At 70.1% G+C, this 19805-nt stretch carries 18 protein-coding genes; 10 read left to right on the top strand and 8 right to left on the bottom strand.

From position 1 onward, the window contains the following. Positions 1-71: 71 nt before the first annotated feature. The 3 genes from BM355_RS08840 (at position 72) to groL (ending at position 3441) form a co-directional block, all read left to right on the top strand. Positions 72-632 (top strand): LytR C-terminal domain-containing protein, encoded by a 561-nt coding sequence (locus BM355_RS08840; RefSeq protein WP_091697394.1) that lies wholly within the window; start codon positions 72-74, stop codon positions 630-632. 4 nt (positions 633-636) lie between these two features. Next, a complete protein-coding gene (locus BM355_RS08835) occupies positions 637-1566 on the top strand; it encodes an SDR family NAD(P)-dependent oxidoreductase (protein WP_091697392.1) in 930 nt (309 codons plus the stop codon). A gap of 240 nt (positions 1567-1806) precedes the next feature. Next, positions 1807-3441 carry a chaperonin GroEL gene (groL, locus tag BM355_RS08830; protein WP_091697390.1) on the top strand — a complete coding sequence of 545 codons (1635 nt, stop codon included), beginning with the start codon at positions 1807-1809 and terminating at the stop codon, positions 3439-3441. Between the two features lie 139 nt (positions 3442-3580). On the opposite strand, the gene BM355_RS08825 is transcribed toward groL, so the two are convergent. From BM355_RS08825 to BM355_RS08795, 7 genes are all read right to left on the bottom strand, one after another. After that, positions 3581-4489: a DUF4031 domain-containing protein gene (locus tag BM355_RS08825; RefSeq protein ID WP_091697387.1), complete on the bottom strand. Its 909-nt coding sequence runs from the start codon at positions 4487-4489 to the stop codon at positions 3581-3583. 100 nt (positions 4490-4589) lie between these two features. Then, a complete protein-coding gene (locus BM355_RS08820; protein WP_091697385.1) occupies positions 4590-4880 on the bottom strand; it encodes a WXG100 family type VII secretion target in 291 nt (96 codons plus the stop codon). An 81-nt stretch (positions 4881-4961) separates the two neighbouring features. Beyond that, positions 4962-6641, bottom strand: a complete 1680-nt coding sequence (locus tag BM355_RS08815; RefSeq protein WP_091697535.1) for a sensor histidine kinase — start codon at positions 6639-6641, stop codon at positions 4962-4964. 140 nt (positions 6642-6781) lie between these two features. Continuing rightward, entirely contained in the window at positions 6782-7489 is a 708-nt protein-coding gene (locus tag BM355_RS08810) for a response regulator transcription factor (RefSeq protein ID WP_091697382.1), read from the bottom strand. 63 nt (positions 7490-7552) lie between these two features. Further along, positions 7553-9187, bottom strand: coding sequence for a DNA repair helicase XPB (locus tag BM355_RS08805; RefSeq protein WP_091697380.1), 1635 nt, complete (start codon positions 9185-9187; stop codon positions 7553-7555). A 43-nt stretch (positions 9188-9230) separates the two neighbouring features. Next, a complete protein-coding gene (locus BM355_RS08800; protein ID WP_091697377.1) occupies positions 9231-11627 on the bottom strand; it encodes a helicase-associated domain-containing protein in 2397 nt (798 codons plus the stop codon). A 22-nt stretch (positions 11628-11649) separates the two neighbouring features. Then, positions 11650-11976 (bottom strand): hypothetical protein, encoded by a 327-nt coding sequence (locus BM355_RS08795; RefSeq protein ID WP_091697374.1) that lies wholly within the window; start codon positions 11974-11976, stop codon positions 11650-11652. Between the two features lie 259 nt (positions 11977-12235). Between BM355_RS08795 and BM355_RS08790 the strand changes: the two genes are divergently transcribed. Beyond that, positions 12236-12619 carry a cold-shock protein gene (locus BM355_RS08790; RefSeq protein ID WP_091697371.1) on the top strand — a complete coding sequence of 128 codons (384 nt, stop codon included), beginning with the start codon at positions 12236-12238 and terminating at the stop codon, positions 12617-12619. Beyond that, the gene (locus BM355_RS08785) at positions 12609-13244 is read left to right on the top strand and encodes a DUF3027 domain-containing protein (RefSeq protein ID WP_245760690.1); all 636 of its coding nucleotides are present in this window, start codon (positions 12609-12611) and stop codon (positions 13242-13244) included. Before BM355_RS08790 ends, BM355_RS08785 begins: the two co-directional genes overlap by 11 nt. A 93-nt stretch (positions 13245-13337) precedes the next feature. Here BM355_RS08785 and serC read toward each other — a convergent pair whose 3' ends face one another. Continuing rightward, entirely contained in the window at positions 13338-14465 is a 1128-nt protein-coding gene (gene serC, locus BM355_RS08780; RefSeq protein WP_091697369.1) for a phosphoserine transaminase, read from the bottom strand. A gap of 189 nt (positions 14466-14654) precedes the next feature. On the opposite strand from serC, the gene BM355_RS08775 reads away from it, so the two are divergent. The 5 genes from BM355_RS08775 to BM355_RS08750 all read left to right on the top strand — a co-directional run bounded on the left by BM355_RS08775 (position 14655) and on the right by BM355_RS08750 (position 19792). Beyond that, positions 14655-15371, top strand: coding sequence for an iron-dependent transcriptional repressor DtxR (locus tag BM355_RS08775; protein WP_091697367.1), 717 nt, complete (start codon positions 14655-14657; stop codon positions 15369-15371). Between the two features lie 294 nt (positions 15372-15665). Then, positions 15666-16742, top strand: coding sequence for a C40 family peptidase (locus tag BM355_RS14630; protein ID WP_245760689.1), 1077 nt, complete (start codon positions 15666-15668; stop codon positions 16740-16742). A gap of 308 nt (positions 16743-17050) precedes the next feature. Next, complete coding sequence (locus BM355_RS08760; protein WP_091697365.1) at positions 17051-17545, top strand: HNH endonuclease; 495 nt, start codon at positions 17051-17053, stop codon at positions 17543-17545. Positions 17546-17591: 46 nt separating this feature from the next. Then, positions 17592-17921, top strand: a complete 330-nt coding sequence (locus BM355_RS08755; RefSeq protein ID WP_143109461.1) for a DUF6457 domain-containing protein — start codon at positions 17592-17594, stop codon at positions 17919-17921. Continuing rightward, positions 17918-19792 carry an ABC transporter ATP-binding protein gene (locus BM355_RS08750; protein WP_091697360.1) on the top strand — a complete coding sequence of 625 codons (1875 nt, stop codon included), beginning with the start codon at positions 17918-17920 and terminating at the stop codon, positions 19790-19792. The genes BM355_RS08755 and BM355_RS08750 overlap by 4 nt, the downstream gene beginning before the upstream one ends. The last annotated feature ends 13 nt before the right edge of the window (positions 19793-19805 follow it).

Genomic DNA, 19805 nt, shown 5'->3' with positions numbered 1-19805 from the left:
CGCTCTCAGGCGCACAGTGACCGGCGGCCACCCTGGGAGGGTGCCGCCTCGTGATGTGGTGAGGGCTGTCCATGACTGAGTATCCCCGCGACCGGTTCGACGACGTCCCGGAGTACACCGACCGCAAGGGCGGGCACCGGGCGCATTTCGATCCGCCCGTGGAGACCACCGGTCTGCGATGGATCGCGGTGACTGCGGCCTTCGCCCTGGCCGTGGGCGCGTTCTGCTTCTTCATCCTCCCCGGGCTGCTCAGTTCCGCACCGGCCACCTCCGGCGCCACCGCGGAGAGCGCTTCGTCCGCCTCGCAGCAGTCCGCCACGCCCCCCGCCGAGGCGAGCTCCACCGCTTCGACGTCGGCCACGCCCACCGCTCCGGCCGGTGCCTCGACCGTGGAGGTCTATGCCGTGGCGGACACCGGCGGGACCGCCGAGGCCACGGGCGGGCAGCTGCGCTCGGCCGGGTTCACCGTGGGTGGAGTCGGCGCCTGGCAGGGCTTCGCGGTGCCCCAGTCCGCTGTGTACTACTCGGCCGGTGAGGACACCGCCGAAGCGGTGGCCGCCCAGCTGGAGCTGCCCACCGTCTATGACGGCCGAGTCCCCGGTGTCGTGGTCGTCCTGACCGGGACCCCCTGATCCGATGAGCTCACGCCGCCCCCTCCGCGATCTGGCCGCGCGGACCAGAGCCCAGTTCTCGCGGGACCGGTCCCCGTGGCCGGACTTCCAGGTGCAGGGGACCACGGTCCTGGTCACCGGCGCCGCCTCCGGCATGGGTCTGCTCCACGCTCGCCGCGCAGCCCAGGACGGGGCCGGGACGGTCATCCTCTGGGATCGTTCCGAAGACAGGCTGGGTCGGGTCCGAGCCGAGCTGGAGGCCGCCCACCCCTCCGTGGCTTTCCGGGCCGACGTCGTGGATCTGTCCGACGCGCGCGCCCTGGCCGCGGCCGCCGGTGAGGTCAGTGCTCAGACCGGGGTGCCGGATCTGCTGATCAACAACGCCGGGATCGTGACCGGTGAGTACTTCTGGGACCACACCGAGGCGGCGGTCACGTCCACACTGGCGGTGAACACGCAGGCGCCGATGCTGCTGACCCTGGCGTTCCTGCCGTCGATGATCAAGCGCCGGACCCCGGCGCGGATCGTGAACGTCGCCTCAGCGTCCGGACTGCTGCCGGTGCCGCGGATGAGCGTGTATGCGGCGTCCAAATGGGCTGCCGTGGGGTGGTCGGACTCGCTGCGGCTGGAACTGGAGCAGGCCGGGCACCACCAGGTGCGGGTCCTGACTGTCTGCCCGTCCTACATCAGCACCGGGATGTTCGAGGGCGCGCGTGGGCCGATGCTGACCCCGATCATGGAGCCGGACTACGTGGTGGAGCGGATCTGGGACGAGCTGGCCGACCCTCGGCCGATCCTGATGCTGCCCTCGAGCGTCCGCTCCTCGGCCCTGCTCAAGGGCGTGCTGCCCCAGCGGGTGTTCGACTCCGTGGTGGGCCGGGGGATGGGCGTCTACCGGTCCATGCAGGACTTCACCGGGCGGACCGGCCGGGACCCTGATTCCACCCAGCGCTGAACCTGCCGCAGGAGAAGCGGGGAACTCGCACGAAGTGTTTGCACTCAGTGGGGGCGAGTGCTAAAACTGGGGTTAGCACTCCACCGCCCTGACTGCCAGGCATGCCCTCGCGTGCACGGCTGGACGGGCGGAGGAGGGACCTGACTGCGGTGAGGCCCCCATCCGGGCCGTCCGTCGCGGGCACTGCGCGGGTCAGAACCGACTGAACACTGCTCACGTCCACGAAAGGACCGTGCACCGATGGCAAAGACCATTGCATTCGACGAAGAGGCACGCCGCGGCCTGGAGAAGGGTCTGAACACCCTGGCCGACGCTGTCAAGGTGACCCTGGGCCCGCGCGGCCGCAACGTCGTGCTGGAGAAGAAGTGGGGCGCCCCCACCATCACCAACGACGGCGTCTCCATCGCCAAGGAGATCGAGCTCGAGGATCCCTACGAGAAGATCGGCGCTGAGCTCGTCAAGGAGGTCGCCAAGAAGACCGACGACGTCGCCGGCGACGGCACCACCACCGCCACCGTGCTGGCCCAGGCCCTGGTCAAGGAGGGCCTGCGCAACGTGGCCGCCGGTGCCGATCCGCTCTCGCTGAAGCGCGGCATCGAGAAGGCCGTCGAGGCTGTCACCGTCGAGCTGCTGGCCTCGGCCAAGGAGATCGAGACCAAGGAGCAGATCGCCGCCACCGCATCGATCTCCGCCGCTGACACCCAGATCGGCTCGCTCATCGCCGAGGCCCTGGACAAGGTCGGCAAGGAGGGCGTGATCACGGTCGAGGAGTCCAACACCTTCGGCCTGGAGCTGGAGCTCACCGAGGGCATGCGCTTCGACAAAGGCTACATCTCGGGCTACTTCGTCACCGACGCCGATCGCCAGGAGACCGTCCTGGAGGATCCGTACATCCTGATCGCCAACTCCAAGATCTCCAACGTCAAGGACATGGTCTCCCTGCTGGAGAAGGTCATGCAGTCCGGCAAGCCGCTGCTGATCATCGCCGAGGACGTCGAGGGCGAGGCCCTGGCCACCCTCGTGGTGAACAAGATCCGTGGCACCTTCAAGTCCGTGGCCGTGAAGGCACCGGGCTTCGGCGACCGCCGCAAGGCCATGCTGGCCGACATCGCCATCCTCACCGGTGGCCAGGTCATCTCCGAGGAGGTCGGCCTGAAGCTGGAGAACGCCACCGTCGACCTGCTGGGCACCGCCCGCAAGGTCGTGGTGACCAAGGATGAGACCACCATCGTCGAGGGTGCCGGAGACGCCGAGGAGATCGCCGGCCGTGTCTCCCAGATCCGCGCCGAGATGGAGAACACCGACTCCGACTACGACCGCGAGAAGCTGCAAGAGCGCCTGGCCAAGCTGGCCGGCGGTGTGGCCGTCATCAAGGCCGGTGCCGCCACCGAAGTGGAGCTCAAGGAGCGCAAGCACCGCATCGAGGACGCCGTGCGCAACGCCAAGGCAGCCGTGGAGGAGGGCATCGTCGCCGGCGGCGGCGTGGCCCTGATCCAGGCCGGTGCCAAGGCCTTCGACAAGCTCTCCCTGGAGGGCGACGAGGCCACCGGCGCCAACATCGTCAAGGTCGCCATCGAGGCTCCGCTGAAGCAGATCGCGATCAACGCAGGCCTGGAGGCCGGCGTCGTGGCGGACAAGGTCAAGGGCCTGCCGGAGGGCCACGGCCTGAACGCCGCCACCGGCGAGTACGAGGACCTGCTGGCCGCGGGCGTCAACGACCCGGTCAAGGTGACCCGCTCTGCTCTGCAGAACGCCGCCTCGATCGCCGGCCTGTTCCTGACCACCGAGGCTGTGGTGGCGGACAAGCCGGAGAAGGCCGCCCCGATGCCCGGTGGCGATGACATGGGTGGCATGGGAGGCATGGGCGGCTTCTGATCCGCTCGGGTCGCCTCAGGGAGAGAGATCCCCGACGACGGCCCCTCACCATCACCAGGAAGGCCCGGCCTGTCCGTCTCGAGACGGACAGGCCGGGCCTTCCGGCGTCTGCGGCACCGGATGCCAGGGTGAGTCAGGTTCAGGCCAGTTCGGCCGTCAGGTTCGCCCGGGCCTGGTCCTCCCAGCGTGCCCGTGCGGTGCCCGTGCGGTAGATGGGGTCCAGGGCCAGCAGCTGCTCCACCACCGCTCGGCGTCCCGTGGCGAACCGCTCATCCGGGACGTGGGCGTAGTCCTGCCGGACCGCGGTCAGGTACCGCTCGTACTCGGCGGGGGCGCGGCCGAGCACCTCCAGATCGGCGTCGCTGAAGAGCCGACCGGCAGTGTCACCGTCCTCGGGATCATGGGAGACGGTGAGCCGGACCAGGCGTGCGGTCTCCTCGATCTCTGCCGTGGGCAGACCCATCCGGTCCAGCACGGTCTCGGCCAGCACGGCCGAGTCCTCCTCGTCCTGACCCGCCGGGCGGTCTGGGTCGCCGAGGTACACGGCGTCATGGAACCAGGCCGCCAGACGCTGGGCCCGTGGCCAGCGGCCGGCGTCCTCCCCCTGACGCTCGAGCAGGTCGATCGCGTTCAGCACGGCCAACAGGTGGTGGGGATCATGGTAGTGACGGTGCGGTTCGGACCAGCGGTCCATCAGGTCCTGGAACACCGGGCCACGGTTCAGGTCATGGTGCCCGGGCAGCAGGCGGTCGAAGCGCCGCCTGAGCACCTTGTCGAGCTTGCCCGGGCGTCGAGCGGCCGGGATGCGCAGTCCGGAGGCGACCAACCGACGCACCAGTTCAGCGCCGGACACCGCCACGGCGCCCCGGGCCACCAGGTCCGCGTAGCGATGCAGCGGCACGTCGTAGTGATCCCGGTCGAACGCCCGCGGTGAGATCCCGGCCTCCTGGGCGAAGACATGCAGCTCCTCCAGGGAGGCATCCGAGACGAGGTGGGAGAACACCGTCCCATGGGCCGGCCACCGGGCGGGGTCGATCAGGATGGTCATGGACTCAGCCTAGGGCGAGCCCGCGACCGTCACGGTGCAGGGTGCGCGGCCCGGCCCAGGCCGTCCTGGAGCCGGGGCCGCACACCCCTGCGGAGAGAGTTCAGCCGCGGAACATGGCGGCGTTGGCGGTCTCCGCGTCCAGGTACTGCTGGGCGGCGTGGGTCATGGCGCCGCGGATGGACACCAGGGACTCCTCCACTCGGGCCTGAGTTCCTCGCCACTCGGTCAGCACGGCCTGGAAGTTGGATGCGGCCTGGCCGCGCCAGGTGTCCTGCAGCTGGCGAAGGTTGCCCTCCATGGCGTTGACCTCGGACTGCAGGCGGCCGATGGAGGCCTCCACGGCCTGGCTCTTGACCATCAGGTCTTCGGTGTCGATCTGGACGAGTGCCATCCGATGCTCCTGTGCTGTGGGTGAGACCAGCGAGACGATGTCTGATGTCCGCTGCCGCCGGTGGATCCGGCACCCCTGACGCTAGGAGCGTGGACGGCGCTGGGGTCCGCGGAACCGCCTCAGTGTGGATGCAGAGCGGACTCGGGGTGCCTGTGCAGGACGGGGCGGAGTCTTCCGCCGGCGCGGGGCAGAGGCCGTGGAGGCGGCGCCGCTCACGCTGTCCGATCGTGTGGATCCCCCTGGTTCCGAAGCCTGGACCGGGGAGGACTCGGCCACGTCCGTGGCGCTGGACTGCTCGGGAGCATCGTCGTCTGCGTCCTCGTCGGACGGGGAGACCGCTGTGGCGTCCCAGGGGAGTCGGACGGAGAGGGTGGCACCGCCGCCGGGTGTCTCCCGGAGCCGGACTGTGCCGTCATGCTGGGCCACGATGGCCGCCACGATCGCCAGCCCCAGACCGGTGCCACCGGTCTCACGCTGCCGGGAGGAGTCCGCGCGGTAGAACCGTTCGAAGACCCGGACCGCGTCCTCCTCGGAGATGCCCGGACCGTGGTCGCGCACCTCGATCACCGAGTCGCGGGCCCGGCCTCGATGCTCACCGCTGTGGTCCACGGATCCCTCCAGCACATCCACCGTGCCGACCGCGATCTCCAGCGGGGTGCCGTCCGGGGTGTACCGCAGAGCATTGGTGACCAGATTGGCCAGGACCTGACGCAGCCGTCCCTCATCGCCCAGTGTGGGCGCCGAGGTGGGCTTGCCGTCGTCGAGGCCCACCAGGGTGACGACGCGGTCCTGGGCGTTGACCCGGGCGTCCATCACCGTGTCATGGGCCAGCATGAGCAGGTCCACACGCTCATGCTCCAGCGGCCGCTGCTCGTCCAGCCGGGCCAGAGTCAGCAGGTCCTCCACCAGCTGGCCCATGCGCTTGGCCTCGGACTCGATCCGCCCCATGGCGGTGCCGACGTCCTCGGGCTCGGTGATGCCGCCGTGGCGGTAGAGCTCAGAGAACCCGCGAATGGTCACCAGGGGCGTGCGCAGCTCGTGGGAGGCATCCTGGATGAACCGACGCATCCGCTCCTCGGACTGCTCCTTGGACCTGAACGCGGACTCGATGTGGGCCAGCATGGCGTTCAGGGACCGAGAGAGCCGGCCGACCTCCGTGTCCGGCGGTCCGTTCTCCACGCGCCGGGAGAGGTCTCCGGCGGCGATCTGCGCGGCCGTTCGCTCCACCCGCAGCAGTGGGCGGAAGGCGCGTGTGGCCACCGCGTAGGAGATCACCGAGGCGCCCAGTGTGGCCAGCAGGCCGATGGTGGCCACCAGCGATGTCACCCGATCGACGGAGGAATGGACCGGTTCCAGAGGCAGGGCGATGGCCAGGGAACCGTCCCCGGACTCGAGCCGGTACATCTGCACGCGCCACCCGCGGGAGTCCTCCGCCGTGCCGGGCACCTCGAACGCCACGTTGCCGCGCGCGGCCACCTGATCGGCGGCCAGGCCAGGCAGGTCAGGGGCGTCGCCGCTGGGTCCGGAGGTGTTGGCCACGGTCTGGCCCTCGTTGTCCTGCAGCTCACCGTAGAAGCGCAGGATGGAGGGAGGGGAGAAGTAGGGCGTGCTGTTGTCCAGAGAGTCCAGCAGGTAGTACGAGACGTCGTTGCGGTTGGCGAAGAGGTCCTCGTCGATCTGCCGGACCAGCTCCTGACGGAACAGGGAGGCCGTCAGGGCGGCCGTGACGATGACGGTGAGCAGCATCAGCCCGGAGGTCATCACCACGAGCTGGGTCCGCAGGGAGGAGGTCTTCCACAGGCGCGCCAATTCGGCGAAGGGATGGAAGCCGCGACCCTGTCTCACCCGTCCAGTATGCCGTGCCACCGCACCCGGTCGGCGGGTCGAGCCAGGCGGCACCCTCAGCGCTTGTCGGCCGACCGCAGCAGATAGCCCACGCCGCGCTTGGTCTGGATCATGTTGGGCAGCTCAGGCTTGTCGATCTTCCGGCGCAGATAGGAGATGTAGGACTCCACGATCGAGGCGTCGCCGTTGAAGTCGTACTCCCATACGTGGTCCAGGATCTGGGACTTGGAGAGCACCCGGTTGGGATTCATCATCAGGTAGCGCAACAGCTTGAACTCGGTGGGGGAGAGGTCGATCACTTCGCCGGCGCGGCGCACCTCATGGGCGTCGTCGTCCAGCTCCAGATCGTCCACGCGCAGCACGGCGCCGTCGTCCTCGGCGGGGGCGGTCCGGCGCAGCACCGCACGGATGCGGGCGACCACCTCGTCCAGCGAGAAGGGCTTGGTCACGTAGTCGTCCCCGCCCACGGTCAGTCCGGTGACCTTGTCCTCGGTGTCATCACGGGCGGTGAGGAACAGCACCGGGAAGTGCCGTCCGGCGGCACGCAGGCGCCGAGTGACGGTGAAGCCGTCCATGTCCGGCAGCATCACGTCCATCACGGCGAGGTCGGGCTGGTCTGCCTCCACGGCGGCCAGGGCATCTCTGCCGTTGGCGGCGGCGACCACGTCGAATCCGGCGAACCTCAGCGAGGTCGAGAGCAGCTCGCGGATGTTCGGCTCGTCGTCCACCACCAGCAGCTTGGCTTCAGGGTTGTTGGACTTCATGGCGCCATCATCCCGCAGATCACTGGATGTTTGCTGAACGTCCGCTGTATGAGAAGAGGAGGATCAGAGGTCCTCGGCGTCCAGGATGGAGTAGGCGTAGCCCTGCTCGGCCAGGAACCGCTGCCGCTTCTGCGCGTACTCCTGATCCACCGTCTCCCGAGCCACCACCGTGTAGAAGTGCGCGGTCCGACCGTCCTGCTTGGGCCGCAGCAGCCGGCCCAGCCGCTGGGCCTCCTCCTGGCGGGAGCCGAAGGACCCGGAGACCTGGATGGCCACCGAGGCCTCGGGCAGGTCGATGGAGAAGTTGGCCACCTTGGACACCACCAGCACCGGCAGGTCCCCGGCGCGGAACTCGTCGAACAGCCGCTGCCGCTGGCGCACGGGGGTCTTCCCGGTCAGGACCGGCGCCCCCAGCAGCTCGCCGATCTCCTCGAGCTGGTCCAGGTACTGACCGATCACCAGGACCTGTTCACCCGGGTGGCGGTCCACGATCCGCCGGATCACCGGAAGCTTCACATCCGAGCCGGCGCTGTACCGGTAGCGGTCCGAGTCCTCGGCCATGGCATAGGCGACCCGGTCGTCGCGCGGCAGCTCCACGCGGACCTCCACGCACTCCGCCGGAGCGATGTACCCCTGGGCCTCGATCTCCCGCCACGGGGCGTCATAGCGTTTGGGTCCGATCAGGGAGAACACCTCGGACTCCCGGCCATCCTCCCGGACCAGGGTCGCGGTCAAGCCCAGCCTCCTCCGGGCCTGCAGATCAGCGGTCATTCGGAAGATCGGGGCCGGCAGCAGATGCACCTCGTCATAGACGATCAGGCCCCAGTCATGCTCGTTGACCAGCTCCAGGTGCGGGTAGATGCCGCCCCGCCGCGAGGTGAGGACCTGGTAGGTGGCGATGGTGACGGGGCGGACCTCCTTCACCGTGCCGGAGTACTCACCGATCTCGGCCTCTGTCAGTGAGGTGCGGCGCAGCAGCTCGTCCTTCCACTGCCGCGCCGAGACGGTGTTGGTCACCAGGATCAGTGTGGTGGTGCTGGAGGTGGCCATGGCGGCGGCGCCCACCAGGGTCTTGCCGGCACCACAGGGCAGCACGACGACGCCGGAGCCGCCGGCCCAGAAGTTCTCCACCGCCATCTGCTGATAGGGGCGCAGCTGCCAGTCGTCCTCGGTGAGCGCGATCGGATGCGGGGTGCCGTCCACATAGCCGGCCAGGTCCTCGGCGGGCCAGCCCAGCTTCAGCAGCGCCTGCTTGAGCCGGCCCCGCTCCGAACCGGGGACCACCACGGTCTCTCCGTCCAGACGAGGACCGAAGATCTCGCGGATCGTCTGGGCATGCAGGACCTCCTCCATCACCGGGTGGTCGTCGGTGCGCATGACCAGGCCGTGCACCGGGTCGTTCTCCAGGCGCAGGCGCCCGTACCGGCTCATGATGTCGGCGATGTCCACCAGCAGGGTGTGCGGCACCGGGTAGCGCGAGTGGGTCAGCAGCACATCCAGGACCCGCTCGGCGTCCACCCCGGCGGCCCGGGCGTTCCAGAGGCCCAGGTCGGTGATCCGATAGGTGTGGATGTGCTCGGGAGCCCTCTCGAGCTCGGCGAAGGAGGCCAGGGCATGACGTGCCTCGGAGGACTGCGGGTGGTCCACCTCCAGCAGCACGGTGCGGTCGGACTGCACGATCAGCGGCCCGTCAGACATGGTTGGCTGCTCCTTCAGGTGGTGGGCGGGGACCTGCTGGAGTCTAGTCAGCGAGCCCGGTGGGGATGGTGCTCGTCACCGGCTCCGCCCCGACCACGCGGTGCAGCGGCAGCACGCTCTCCCTGCCGACCGGAGCCGAGCTGCCGTCCGGCAGGTCCTGACACCGCAGCCGTCCGCCGGCCACCGCCAACGGCACGACGAGTCGTTCGCGGCGTTCCCCCTGGGCGGTGACCAGGTGCAGACGCACCGGCTGCCGGGTGCGGGCCGCCTGGCGCAGGACCGCCACCGCCTGCTCAGGGCCGGTCTCCGCATCCATGGGCACCGGTGCTCGACGCAGCCGTTCGAGCACCTCGTCGATCTCCTGGTCAGACGGCACGCGTCGAGTTGAGGCGAGGGGTGCCGGAAAGGGCGAGTGTGCCATGGTCGAGGCCAGGCTCTCCCGCTCCGGTGAGCGGTCTGCGGAAGGCTCCTGGCCGTCGTCGGGACGGGACGCGGCGGAGGCCGCAGGGACGGCCGGGCGCACGGCGGCCAGGGCGGCACGATGGCCAGCAGTCGCCAGGAGGCGCTGCAGCTCGCGTGGACCCACCCCGGCCACCAGGACGGTGGGGGCGAGTCGTTCGAGCCGTGCCTGGACGAGGGAGGGATCGGCCAGCACGGCATCGAGCAGGTCCGGATCCTCCGCGCGCAGCCAGGCGGCGGCCGCACCGGTGACCAGCGCCCCGTGCCGACGGGCGACGTCCCGGACCAGGTACTCCACCGACTGCGGCACACGGTCCTCGGAGTGCTCGGTGAGGAACTGCAGGATCTGCTCGGCGGTCCACCCGGCATCCAGGGCCCGGTGCAGCGACGTGTCGGAGAAGCGGAACTGCTCGGCAGGGCCGTCCCCTTCCGGCGCGGCCATCAACGTCAGCGGCTCGGCCAGTCGGGGATCCAGGTAGCCCGGCGCCACTGCCGTGAGATCGCCCTGGAGTCGGAACCGGGCGACGGGGGCCGGCAGCAGCTCCTCGACCCGCTCCCGAGCGGCAGGCAGATCTCCCTGAGCCACCAGTGCGCCGAGCTCGGTCAGCGCACCGGCCCCGGTCAGGCCCAGCAGCCCCGCCTCACGCAGCAGGGCCGGGACCAAGGCGGCTGTCCGGTGATGCTGACGGGGGTGCTGCCAGCGCAGCCGGTGCGGCACGGCGGCATCCAGCCCGATGCCCGGCTGCTGTTCGGAGGCGAGTGTGGCAGTGCCCAGGACGGTGGCCCGCAGCTGGGGCGCGTCCGGGCGGGTACGGTCCGGTGCCAGCAGGCGTCCCGTCTCGGCAGCCGTACTGGGGGCCGTGCTCACCGGTGGACCCCACAGTGGGGCCCGCGCGCAGGAGAGCCACCCAGACGCCAGCACCTCCCACTGCCGAGCACGCGATGCACGCCGCCAGTGGGGTACGGCCGAGCTGTGCTGCCACTCCGAGGTGTCCGGATCCAGCTCCACCAGTCCGGCCGCCACCAGCAGCTCCACGAGCCAGGCGGCATGGACCGCTTCCGTCCCCGTGCGCACCGCCAGCCGGCGCACCTCACGCACCCCCACCCCGCCGGACCGGAGGGTCGGCAGTCCGTCCTCGAGCGCGGCGAGGACGGCGAGGCACTCCCGCAGCAGGTCGGTGACCGCCGCCAGGGCCGCATTGCGGGCGATCGGTCCCAGGACGGTCTGCCCGGGAGCATCCGGGGCGGAGAGGCTCAGCGTCACACCGGCGGTGCCCTGGCGCCAGGCCAGAGCCGCCTCCAGTGGGTGCTCTGCCAGCTCCGTGCCGTCCGGGGCGGCTCCGGCGCGCACCACCAGTCCGGTGTCCAACAGCACCTGCAGGACCGGACCGGGAGGATCGGACACGCGCGCCACCGGCTGGGTCTGGAGGGTCTGCACTGCGTCCAGGACAGCGGCCAGCAGGCCCGGATCCCGCTGGACGAGCTCGTGGTCCTGGATCCGCTGGATCAGCTCGTCCCGGGCGGTGGGCAGTCCGGCCGGGTCCGCGCCCAGCCCTGCGGCCGGACGGCCCAGATGCAGGCCCAGATTCCCGACGGCGGCCGTCACCTGCACGGGAGCACTCCAGGCCCCCTGGGGGCCGGATGGAACGACCAAGGCGAGATCCTGCAGATGCTGCAGGACGTCGTCGGGAATCTCCGGGTGGTCCGGAACGCCCAGGAAGGCCGCGATCTCCTCGGTGGTGGACGGTCCCACCGCGGCCAGGCACTCCAGCACCTGCAGGTGGGGCAGGTCCACGCTGTCCAGTGCTCGCACCAGGGAGGTGCGGGCCAGGGCACGAGCGGCCAAGGACCCGAGATCGGATGGGGGAGGAACGCACAGGTCAGGTCGACTGCGCAGCAGGGCGGCGAGGCGACCTGGGCGGCCCGGCCTGGCATCCTCCAGCCAGGAGGTGAACAGCCCGGTCAGTGAGGGGACGGACATGGGCGGTCGTCCGGACCGGACCTCAGGAGCGGCGTCGGGCGATGGCCGCGGCCACCACGTAGCCGAGCATCAGGGCGAAGCCCAGGGGCAGGCCGAAGAGGCCCAGCCAGTAGAACACCGGCCACGGCTCCAGGGAGATGAAGTAGGAGACCAGCAGCAGGGCCAGGCCCAGCCCGGACAGCACTGTGATGGCCACACCGGAGTACAGCAGAGCGCGCAGGGCGGGCGACTGCTCCTGGGCGGAACGCTGCGTCTGCTGGAGCGGAGAGCGATCGGATGCGGGCGTGCTCAGAGCAGCCGAGCCGGGTCCGTTCGAGTCGGCTGCGGAGACGGTGGGACTCGTGGACATGCTCAGCAGTCTACGCGCCGGTAGCGAAAGCCGGCCGGGAACAGCACTGTGACGGAGGCGAACGGCTATCCTGAGACGGCTGAGACTTTCCCTGCCGTCCGCGCGGGCAGGACCGGCCAGGACGGACCGTCCTGGACCAGGACCGCCCCGCAGATCCCGACGGTCCGCCGCATGGGCGCTCATGACGAGACGCCATGCCAGGAGCAGGACCCCCGCGGCAGGGACCACCGAAGAGACAGACAGAAGGACTGAAGAGAATATGCCCACCGGCAAAGTGAAGTTCTACGACTCCAAGAAGGGGTTCGGTTTCCTGCACACCGATGACGGTCAGGAGGTGCACCTGCCCTCCTCCGCACTGCCCAGCGGTGTCACCGAGGTGCGCGCCGGGACGCGCATGGAGTTCGGCGTGGCTGAAGGGCGCCGAGGGCTGCAGGCGCTGAGCGCGCGGATCATCGACTCCGGCCCCTCCGTGGTGCGCGCCACCCGGCGCAAGCCCGAGGACATGGCCGTGGTCATGGAGGACCTGATCAAGTGGCTCGACTCGGCCTCCAACGGTCTGCGCAAGGGCAAGTACCCGCCGCGCGCCCAGGCGGAGAAGATCGCCTTGGCGCTGCGGAAGGTTGCTGACGACCTTGACGCCTGAGCCGACCGACACCCCCCTGAACACCGATCCGGAGCAGAGTGAGGCCGCTCCGGAGGCTGAGACGAGCCCGGTTGATGCCGCGCAGTCCGAGGTGACGCAGGTGAAGGCCCCTCGGCGTCGAGCGCCCAAGCTCGATGCCCTCTTGGCTGAGGCCACCGAGGCGGCGCGCGAGGCGCTGGCCGAGCTGGCCGAGGACGGACAGATCGGCGAGCACCGTGGGACCACGGCGGACGACGACCGTCTGGTCACCCATCGCTTCGCGGCCGAGCTGGCCGGATACCGCGGCTGGGAATGGTTCGCCACCCTGGCCCGGGCTCCTCGCAGCCGTCAGATCACCGTGTGTGAGATCGGTCTGCTGCCCGGTGCGGAAGCGATCGTGGCCCCGGACTGGGTGCCCTGGTCCGACCGGGTCAGCGCCGAGGAGAAGGCCCGTCTGGACGCGATCGCCGCCGGGGAGGATCCGGAGAAGGCGCTGCAGCAGCTGCAGGCCGCAGAGGAACCGGAGGACCAGTCTGAGGAGCCGGGTACGCCCGCCGAGGACGAGGCCGCAGCCGAGGATGATGACTCTCAGGGGCCGACGGCACAGGAGCCCAGCGACCAGAGCTCATCTGCCTCACAGGACTGACCTGACCTGACCTGACCGACGAATGACGGCCTGTCACCCGCAGAGGTGACAGGCCGTCGTCGTGCCATGCCGTGGTGATCCAGCGGTGCTGGGTCAGACCAGGCGCTCCACCACATGGTCGATGCAGGCCAGCAGAGCCGAGACGTCGTTCGGATCGATCGCAGCGAAGGTGGCGATGCGCAGCTGGTTGCGGCCCAGCTTGCGGTACGGCTCCACGTCCACCACACCGTTCGCGCGCAGAATCTTCGCCACCTGGGCGGCGTCCACGGAGTCCTCGAAGTCCACCGTGGTGATCACGGCGGAGCGGTCCTCCGGCCGGGTCACGAACGGGGTGGCGAAGCTGGACGCCTCGGCCCAGTCGTACACCCGGTTCGAGGAGTCTGCCGTGCGGGCGGTGGTGAACGCCAGACCACCCTGTTCGTTCATCCACCGCACCTGGTCCTCCAGCATGACCAGGGTGCTGAGGGCAGGGGTGTTGTAGGTCTGGTTCTTCAGCGAGTTGTCCACGGCGGTCTTCAGGTCCAGGAAGTCCGGGATCCACCGGCCCGAGCCCTTGATCTGCTCGACCCGCTCCAGGGCCGCGGGAGAGAACATTGCCAGCCAGAGGCCACCGTCGGAGGCGAAGTTCTTCTGCGGCGCGAAGTAGTAGGCATCGGTCTGGGACAGGTCCACCGGCAGCCCGCCGGCGGCTGAGGTGGCGTCGATCAGCACGAGCGCGTCCTGATCGGCGCCGTCCACGCGACGGACCGGCGCTGCCACACCGGTGGAGGTCTCGTTCTGCGGCCAGGCGTAGACGTCCACTCCGGCCTCGGCCTGCGGTTGGGGACGGGTGCCGGGCTCGGCCGTGAGGATGGTGGAGTCCTGCAGGAACGGGGCGTTCTGGGTGGCCTTGGCGAACTTGGAGCCGAACTCGCCGAACGAGAGGTGCTGGGCGCGCTCACGGACCAGCCCAAAGGAGGCCGCATCCCAGAAGGCGGTGGACCCGCCGACGCCCAGGATGACCTCATACCCCTCGGGGGCGTTGAACAGGTCGGTCAGGCCGGATCGCACACGGCCCACCAGGTCCTTCACCGGGGCCTGACGGTGCGAGGTGCCCAACAGGCTGCGTCCGGCGGCGGTCAGGGCCTGGACCTGCTCCGGGCGGACCTTGGACGGGCCAGCGCCGAACCGACCGTCCTGGGGAAGCAGATCCTGGGGGATGGACACCTCGGGTGCGCTCATGGGGACTCCTGTGCTCCGGGCCGCTCCTGCGACGGCGGCCGCCTCGCTGTCCATTCTGACGCACCGGACAGGTCGGGCCCGTTGCGTGTCAGAGACGTCCCGTGGACGGGGCCCCCCTGCGGCTGAGGGGATGACTAGGATGACTCGAGGCCTGCCGTCCGGACGAGCCGCCAGAGAGGATGCGCCCCCGTGACAGATCTGATCGACACCACTGAGATGTACCTGCGCACCATCCTCGAGCTCGAGGAGGAGGGCATCATTCCGCTGCGCGCCCGGATCGTGGAGCGTCTGGACCACTCCGGCCCCACCGTCTCCCAGACCGTGGCCCGGATGGAACGTGACGGACTGCTGACCGTGGGGGAGGACCGGCACCTGGAGCTGACCGAGGGCGGCCGCGCCCAGGCCGTCAGCGTGATGCGCAAGCATCGGCTGGCTGAGCGCCTCCTGGCAGACGTGATCGGACTGGACTGGGCCTACATCCACGAAGAGGCCTGCCGGTGGGAGCACGTGATGAGTGAGCAGGTGGAGCGCCGGCTGCTGGAGTTGCTGGAGAACCCGGTGGACTCACCCTATGGCAATCCGATCCCCGGGCTGGAGGCCTTGGGCCAGGTCAGTGTGGACCCGCACGCCGATCCGGGTGAGTTGCTCACGGTGGCCCTGGAACGCCCAGGTGCCTACCGTGTCCTGCGCCTGACCGAGGCGGTGCAGACCGATCCGGAGCTGCTGCGTGATCTGGCGGGCGCCGGGGTGCTGCCCGGCGCGGTGATCCAGGCAGGTCCGGTGGACGGATACGTCTCCGTGAAGGCCGCGCCGGGACAGGGCGCGCAGGACCAGGGTTCTGGCACCGGCGGTTTGGAGCTGTCCGCCGAGACAGCCGCGCACATCCGCGTGGTCCCTGCCGGCTGAGCGTCCCGTGAAGATCACGGTCTGTGATGAATCCGTCACTGTTACGTGACCGACCAGATCCGCGTGATTCCGCGGTTTTTCACGAGGTGCACCGCAGTTCTCCCCAGAGACCGTGACCTGAACGTGACATTTGTAAACGTTTGATATACGTTAGATCCGGCGCCACGTCCGCAGGACCACGGCGCTGGCCGAAGGTCTGCTCCATCCCCCGCGACCTCCGGTGACCACTTCGCAGTCATTCGATCATGGCGGGGGACGGGCACGCCCTGAAGCACGTGAGAGAGGTTCACTCACATGAGCAAGCGCACCACCGCCGCCCGTCACCGGGCCACCCCGGTCCGCTCCAACCCGCTGGAGACCGTCTCCCAGGCTGTCGCCTCCAACGCAGGCACCGTTGGCCGTCAGGCCGCCGTCGTCGCCGCTGCGTCCGGCCTGGTCCTGAGCATCGGCCTTCCCGCCCAGGGCTCCGCCCCTGCCGTGCGTGAGACCACCTCCATCCCGGCCGCTGGCCTGGAGATCGAGCGCACCTCCTTCACCGCCGTGAACGTGACCGCCGCCAAGGACGTCAAGGTCAAGCTGGACCGTCCCGAGGTCACCTCCCGCCCGGCTCCCGAGCCCGAGCCCGCCCCGGCTCCGGTGGTCCGCGAGACCCCCGTTGCAGCTCCGGCCGAGCAGGCCCCTGCCCGTACCGCCACTCAGACCCAGGCAGCTCCTGTCGCCCCGGCGCAGCAGGCCCCCGCTGCCCAGCAGCGCACTCAGGCCGATGCGGCTGAGCGCGCCCAGGCTCGCGCCGCCGAACGTGCTCAGGCCCGCGCCGCCGAGCGTGCCCAGGCCGAGCGTGCTCAGGCCCGCGCCGCCGAGCGTGCCCAGGCCGAGCGTGCCCAGGCTCGCGCCGCCGAGCGTGCCCAGGCCGAGCGTGCCCAGGCTCGCGCCGCCGAGCAGCAGCGCCAGCAGCGCGCCCAGGCTCAGCAGACTCGTGCTGCCGCCGCACCCCAGCAGCAGGCCCCGGCTCCTCGCGCCACCGGCAACATGGCGGGCGTCGTCTCGGCCGCCTACTCCGGCATCGGCGTGCCCTACGTCTACGGCGGCAAGACCCGCGCCGGCTGGGACTGCTCCGGCTTCACCTCGTGGGCCTACCGCCAGGCCGGGATCTCCATCCCGTCCTCCACCTCCGCCATCCGCGGATCCGGTCAGTTCGTGCGCACCTCCTCCCCGAAGCCGGGCGACCTGGTGTTCCAGAACGGTGGCGGCCACGTGGGCATCTACGTCGGCAACGGCATGATGATCGGCGCCCAGAACCCGTCCACGGGCACCTTCCTGCACTCGGTGTCCCGCAACCCGCTGATGGGCTACTACACCTACGTCGGCTGATCACCGACGCAGGTCGCGGCCCAGGGCCGCACTGCATGACTGCGAACAGGGGTTCGTCCTTCGGGACGGACCCCTGTGGTCGTTCTGGGGACGCGCCGATCCACGGCGCGGAGGCGCACGTGTGAAAAGTCGGTGAACTCCCGGCAGGACACGCCCCACCGCGGGGGTCGCCGGACCGTTCGGCTCCGTGATGGCCGTACTCTGGTGGTGATCGTCACCCCGAGACTCACCGCAGACGCCGGCGACCCGGGTGCTGACCCGGTGGACGATCCGGCGCCCGCGGCGCGAACAGGCCGCGAGGTACGCCCATGCGCACACTGGTCCTCAATGCCGGCTACGAGCCGCTGTCCGTCATCACCTGCCGCCGAGCCCTGCTGCTGGTGGCCGCCGGGAAGGCGAGCCTGCTCGCCCATGGCGGGGAGCCCGTCGTCGGGCCCTCCTGTGTTCTGCGCCGACCCACCGTCATCCTGCTGCACCGATACGTGCGGGTGCCCCACGCCGAGCAGATCCCCGTCTCGCGCCGAGGCGTGCTGCGCCGAGACGCCCACCAGTGCGCCTACTGCGGGGCCAACGCCACCACCGTGGACCACATCCATCCTCGTTCGCGTGGGGGCCAGGACTCCTGGGAGAACCTGGTGGCCTGCTGCCTGAGCTGCAACAACGTCAAGGGTGACCGGTCGCTGTCCCAGCTGGGATGGACACTGCGCGTGAAGCCAGCACCTCCCCGTGGTGTCCAGTGGCGGATCCGTGAGCTGGAGCGCCCGATCGAAGAATGGACTCCCTTCCTGGGGCACGCGGCCTGACGCTGGGGCGAGGCGGGACGCAGTCGGCCAGACCTAGACTGGCTCGGTGACAGATCCGACGCCCGACGCGCCTGCTCGCGCCCGCCCTGACGAGACGACCCCGCCCGCCTGGACCACGCGCCTGCTGGAGCTGATGGAGATGGGCCAGGCCCGGCCGGACCTGGCCGGAGTGGCTGCCCTGGCGGGGCAGGCTCGGGCTGCCCACCCCCAGGATTCCGACGCCGGCACCTCCACGGCGTTCGTCGCCGGGTACGCGGCGGGACTGGCTGAGGGGACGGGGCAGGCTGACTTCGCACGGGCCCACCGGGCCTCACTGCGGGCGCTGGAACGGCTGATCGCCCAGGGCCGGGCCGAGCAGCAAGAGGATCCGGCATGAGCATGGAACGCGCGGCGATGATGTCCATGCACCGGATGAGCAGGGGTGAGGAGACCGCCCGGCAGGAGCTGACCCCGGGCACAGTCCGCCGGACGCTGCAGTTCGCCGCCCGGTACCGCGGCAAGCTGATCGTCTTCCTGATCCTCTCCGTGCTGGGCGCCGTGCTCGGAGTGGCCTCTCCGATCCTGGCCGGCGATGTGGTCAACGCGATCGTGGGCGGTCAGAATGCACCGCTGATCGTCCGGCTGGCCCTGCTGATCGCCGCGGTGGCGGTGGCCGATGCCGCCCTCTCCGTGGTCACTCGGTGGCTCTCCTCCGAACTGGGCGAACGGATCATCTATGATCTGCGCACCGCCGTGTTCGACCACGTGCAGCGGATGCCGGTCGCCTTCTTCATGCGCACTCGCACCGGGGCCCTGGTCTCGCGGCTGAACAATGACGTGATCGGTGCCCAGAGCGCGATCTCCCGGACGCTGTCCGGTGTGGTGATGAACGTGGTCTCCCTGGTGCTGACCCTGGCGGTGATGGTCTCCACCTCCTGGCAGGTCACCCTGATCTCGCTGGTGCTGCTGCCGGTGTTCCTGATCCCTGCGCGGCTGCTGGGCCGGCGCCTGGCCGAGCTGACCCGCACCCGGGCCAACCACAACGCGGCCATGGGCGACCAGATGACCGAGCGGTTCTCGGCTCCGGGAGCCACCCTGGTCAAGCTCTTCGGCGACCCGCACCGGGAGTCCCGCGAGTTCGCCGTGCGGGCGGACCGGGTGCGGTCTGCCGGGGTGAGCATCTCGGTCCGGCAGTCGGTGTTCACCACCCTGTTGACTCTGGTCTCCGCCTTGGCTCTGGCCGCCGTCTACGGGGTGGGCGGCCTGCAGGCGATCGCCGGAACCCTCAACCCCGGTGATGTGGTCACCCTGGCGCTGCTGCTGACCCGGCTCTACGCTCCGCTGACCGGTCTGGCCAACGCGCGCGTGGAGATCATGAGCGCCCTGGTCTCCTTCGACCGCGTCTTCGAGGTGCTGGACCTGGAGCCGCTGATCCAGGACGCCCCGGATGCCCGGCCGATCCCCGCCGGCCCGGTCACCCTGGAGGTGGAGGACGTGCACTTCTCCTACCCCAGCGCGGACCAGGTGTCGCTGGCCTCACTCGAGGAGGTGGCGGTGCTGGACCGGCGCGGTGGGCAGGAGGTGCTGCACGGCATCTCCTTCACGGTGCGGCCCGGGCAGACCTATGCCCTGGTGGGCACCTCCGGGGCGGGCAAGTCCACCATCGCGTCCCTGCTGGCCCGCCTGTACGACGTCGGCTCCGGCGCCATCCGCTACAACGGCACGGACATCCGTGACGTCACCTCCGAGTCCCTGCACGCCACCGTGGGGATGGTGACCCAGGATGGACACCTGTTCCACGACACGATTCGCGGGAACCTGACCCTGGCCGCTCCGGACGCCACGGACGAGCAGATCTGGGACGCGATCGACCGCTCCCGGCTGCGCCGCGTGGTGGAGGGACTGCCGGACGGACTGGACACCGTGGTGGGCGAGCGGGGCTATCGTCTCTCCGGAGGCGAACGCCAACGGATGACCATCGCCCGGCTGTTGCTGGCCTCCCCGCGCGTGGTGCTGCTGGACGAGGCCACGGCCGCCCTGGACTCCACCTCGGAACGTGCGGTCCAGGAGGCCCTGGCCGAGGCACTGACCGGACGGACCGCCGTCGTGATCGCCCACCGCCTCTCCACCATCCGCTCGGCCGACCGGATCCTGGTGGTGGAGGACGGACGCGTACTGGAGGAGGGACCGCATGCCGAGCTGCTGGCCGCCGGAGGCCGGTACGCCGAGCTGTACCGCACCCAGTTCGACGAGGGAGCGCCCACGTGACGTTGATCTGTTC

It is taken from the genome of Micrococcus terreus, from assembly GCF_900116905.1.
Classification (GTDB): domain Bacteria; phylum Actinomycetota; class Actinomycetes; order Actinomycetales; family Micrococcaceae; genus Citricoccus; species Citricoccus terreus.
The sequence above is the reverse complement of the archived record's forward strand: the minus strand, read 5'-3'. Positions and strand labels throughout refer to the sequence as shown.

Coding starts and splice junctions, on each gene's coding strand:
- BM355_RS08840 (WP_091697394.1), top strand. CDS start 72: ATGACTGAGTATCCCCGCGACCGGTTCGACGACGTCCCGGAGTACACC.
- BM355_RS08835 (WP_091697392.1), top strand. CDS start 637: ATGAGCTCACGCCGCCCCCTCCGCGATCTGGCCGCGCGGACCAGAGCC.
- groL (WP_091697390.1), top strand. CDS start 1,807: ATGGCAAAGACCATTGCATTCGACGAAGAGGCACGCCGCGGCCTGGAG.
- BM355_RS08825 (WP_091697387.1), bottom strand. CDS start 4,489: ATGACCATCCTGATCGACCCCGCCCGGTGGCCGGCCCATGGGACGGTG.
- BM355_RS08820 (WP_091697385.1), bottom strand. CDS start 4,880: ATGGCACTCGTCCAGATCGACACCGAAGACCTGATGGTCAAGAGCCAG.
- BM355_RS08815 (WP_091697535.1), bottom strand. CDS start 6,641: ATGACCTCCGGGCTGATGCTGCTCACCGTCATCGTCACGGCCGCCCTG.
- BM355_RS08810 (WP_091697382.1), bottom strand. CDS start 7,489: ATGAAGTCCAACAACCCTGAAGCCAAGCTGCTGGTGGTGGACGACGAG.
- BM355_RS08805 (WP_091697380.1), bottom strand. CDS start 9,187: ATGTCTGACGGGCCGCTGATCGTGCAGTCCGACCGCACCGTGCTGCTG.
- BM355_RS08800 (WP_091697377.1), bottom strand. CDS start 11,627: ATGTCCGTCCCCTCACTGACCGGGCTGTTCACCTCCTGGCTGGAGGAT.
- BM355_RS08795 (WP_091697374.1), bottom strand. CDS start 11,976: ATGTCCACGAGTCCCACCGTCTCCGCAGCCGACTCGAACGGACCCGGC.
- BM355_RS08790 (WP_091697371.1), top strand. CDS start 12,236: ATGCCCACCGGCAAAGTGAAGTTCTACGACTCCAAGAAGGGGTTCGGT.
- serC (WP_091697369.1), bottom strand. CDS start 14,465: ATGAGCGCACCCGAGGTGTCCATCCCCCAGGATCTGCTTCCCCAGGAC.
- BM355_RS14630 (WP_245760689.1), top strand. CDS start 15,666: ATGAGCAAGCGCACCACCGCCGCCCGTCACCGGGCCACCCCGGTCCGC.
- BM355_RS08760 (WP_091697365.1), top strand. CDS start 17,051: ATGCGCACACTGGTCCTCAATGCCGGCTACGAGCCGCTGTCCGTCATC.
- BM355_RS08750 (WP_091697360.1), top strand. CDS start 17,918: ATGAGCATGGAACGCGCGGCGATGATGTCCATGCACCGGATGAGCAGG.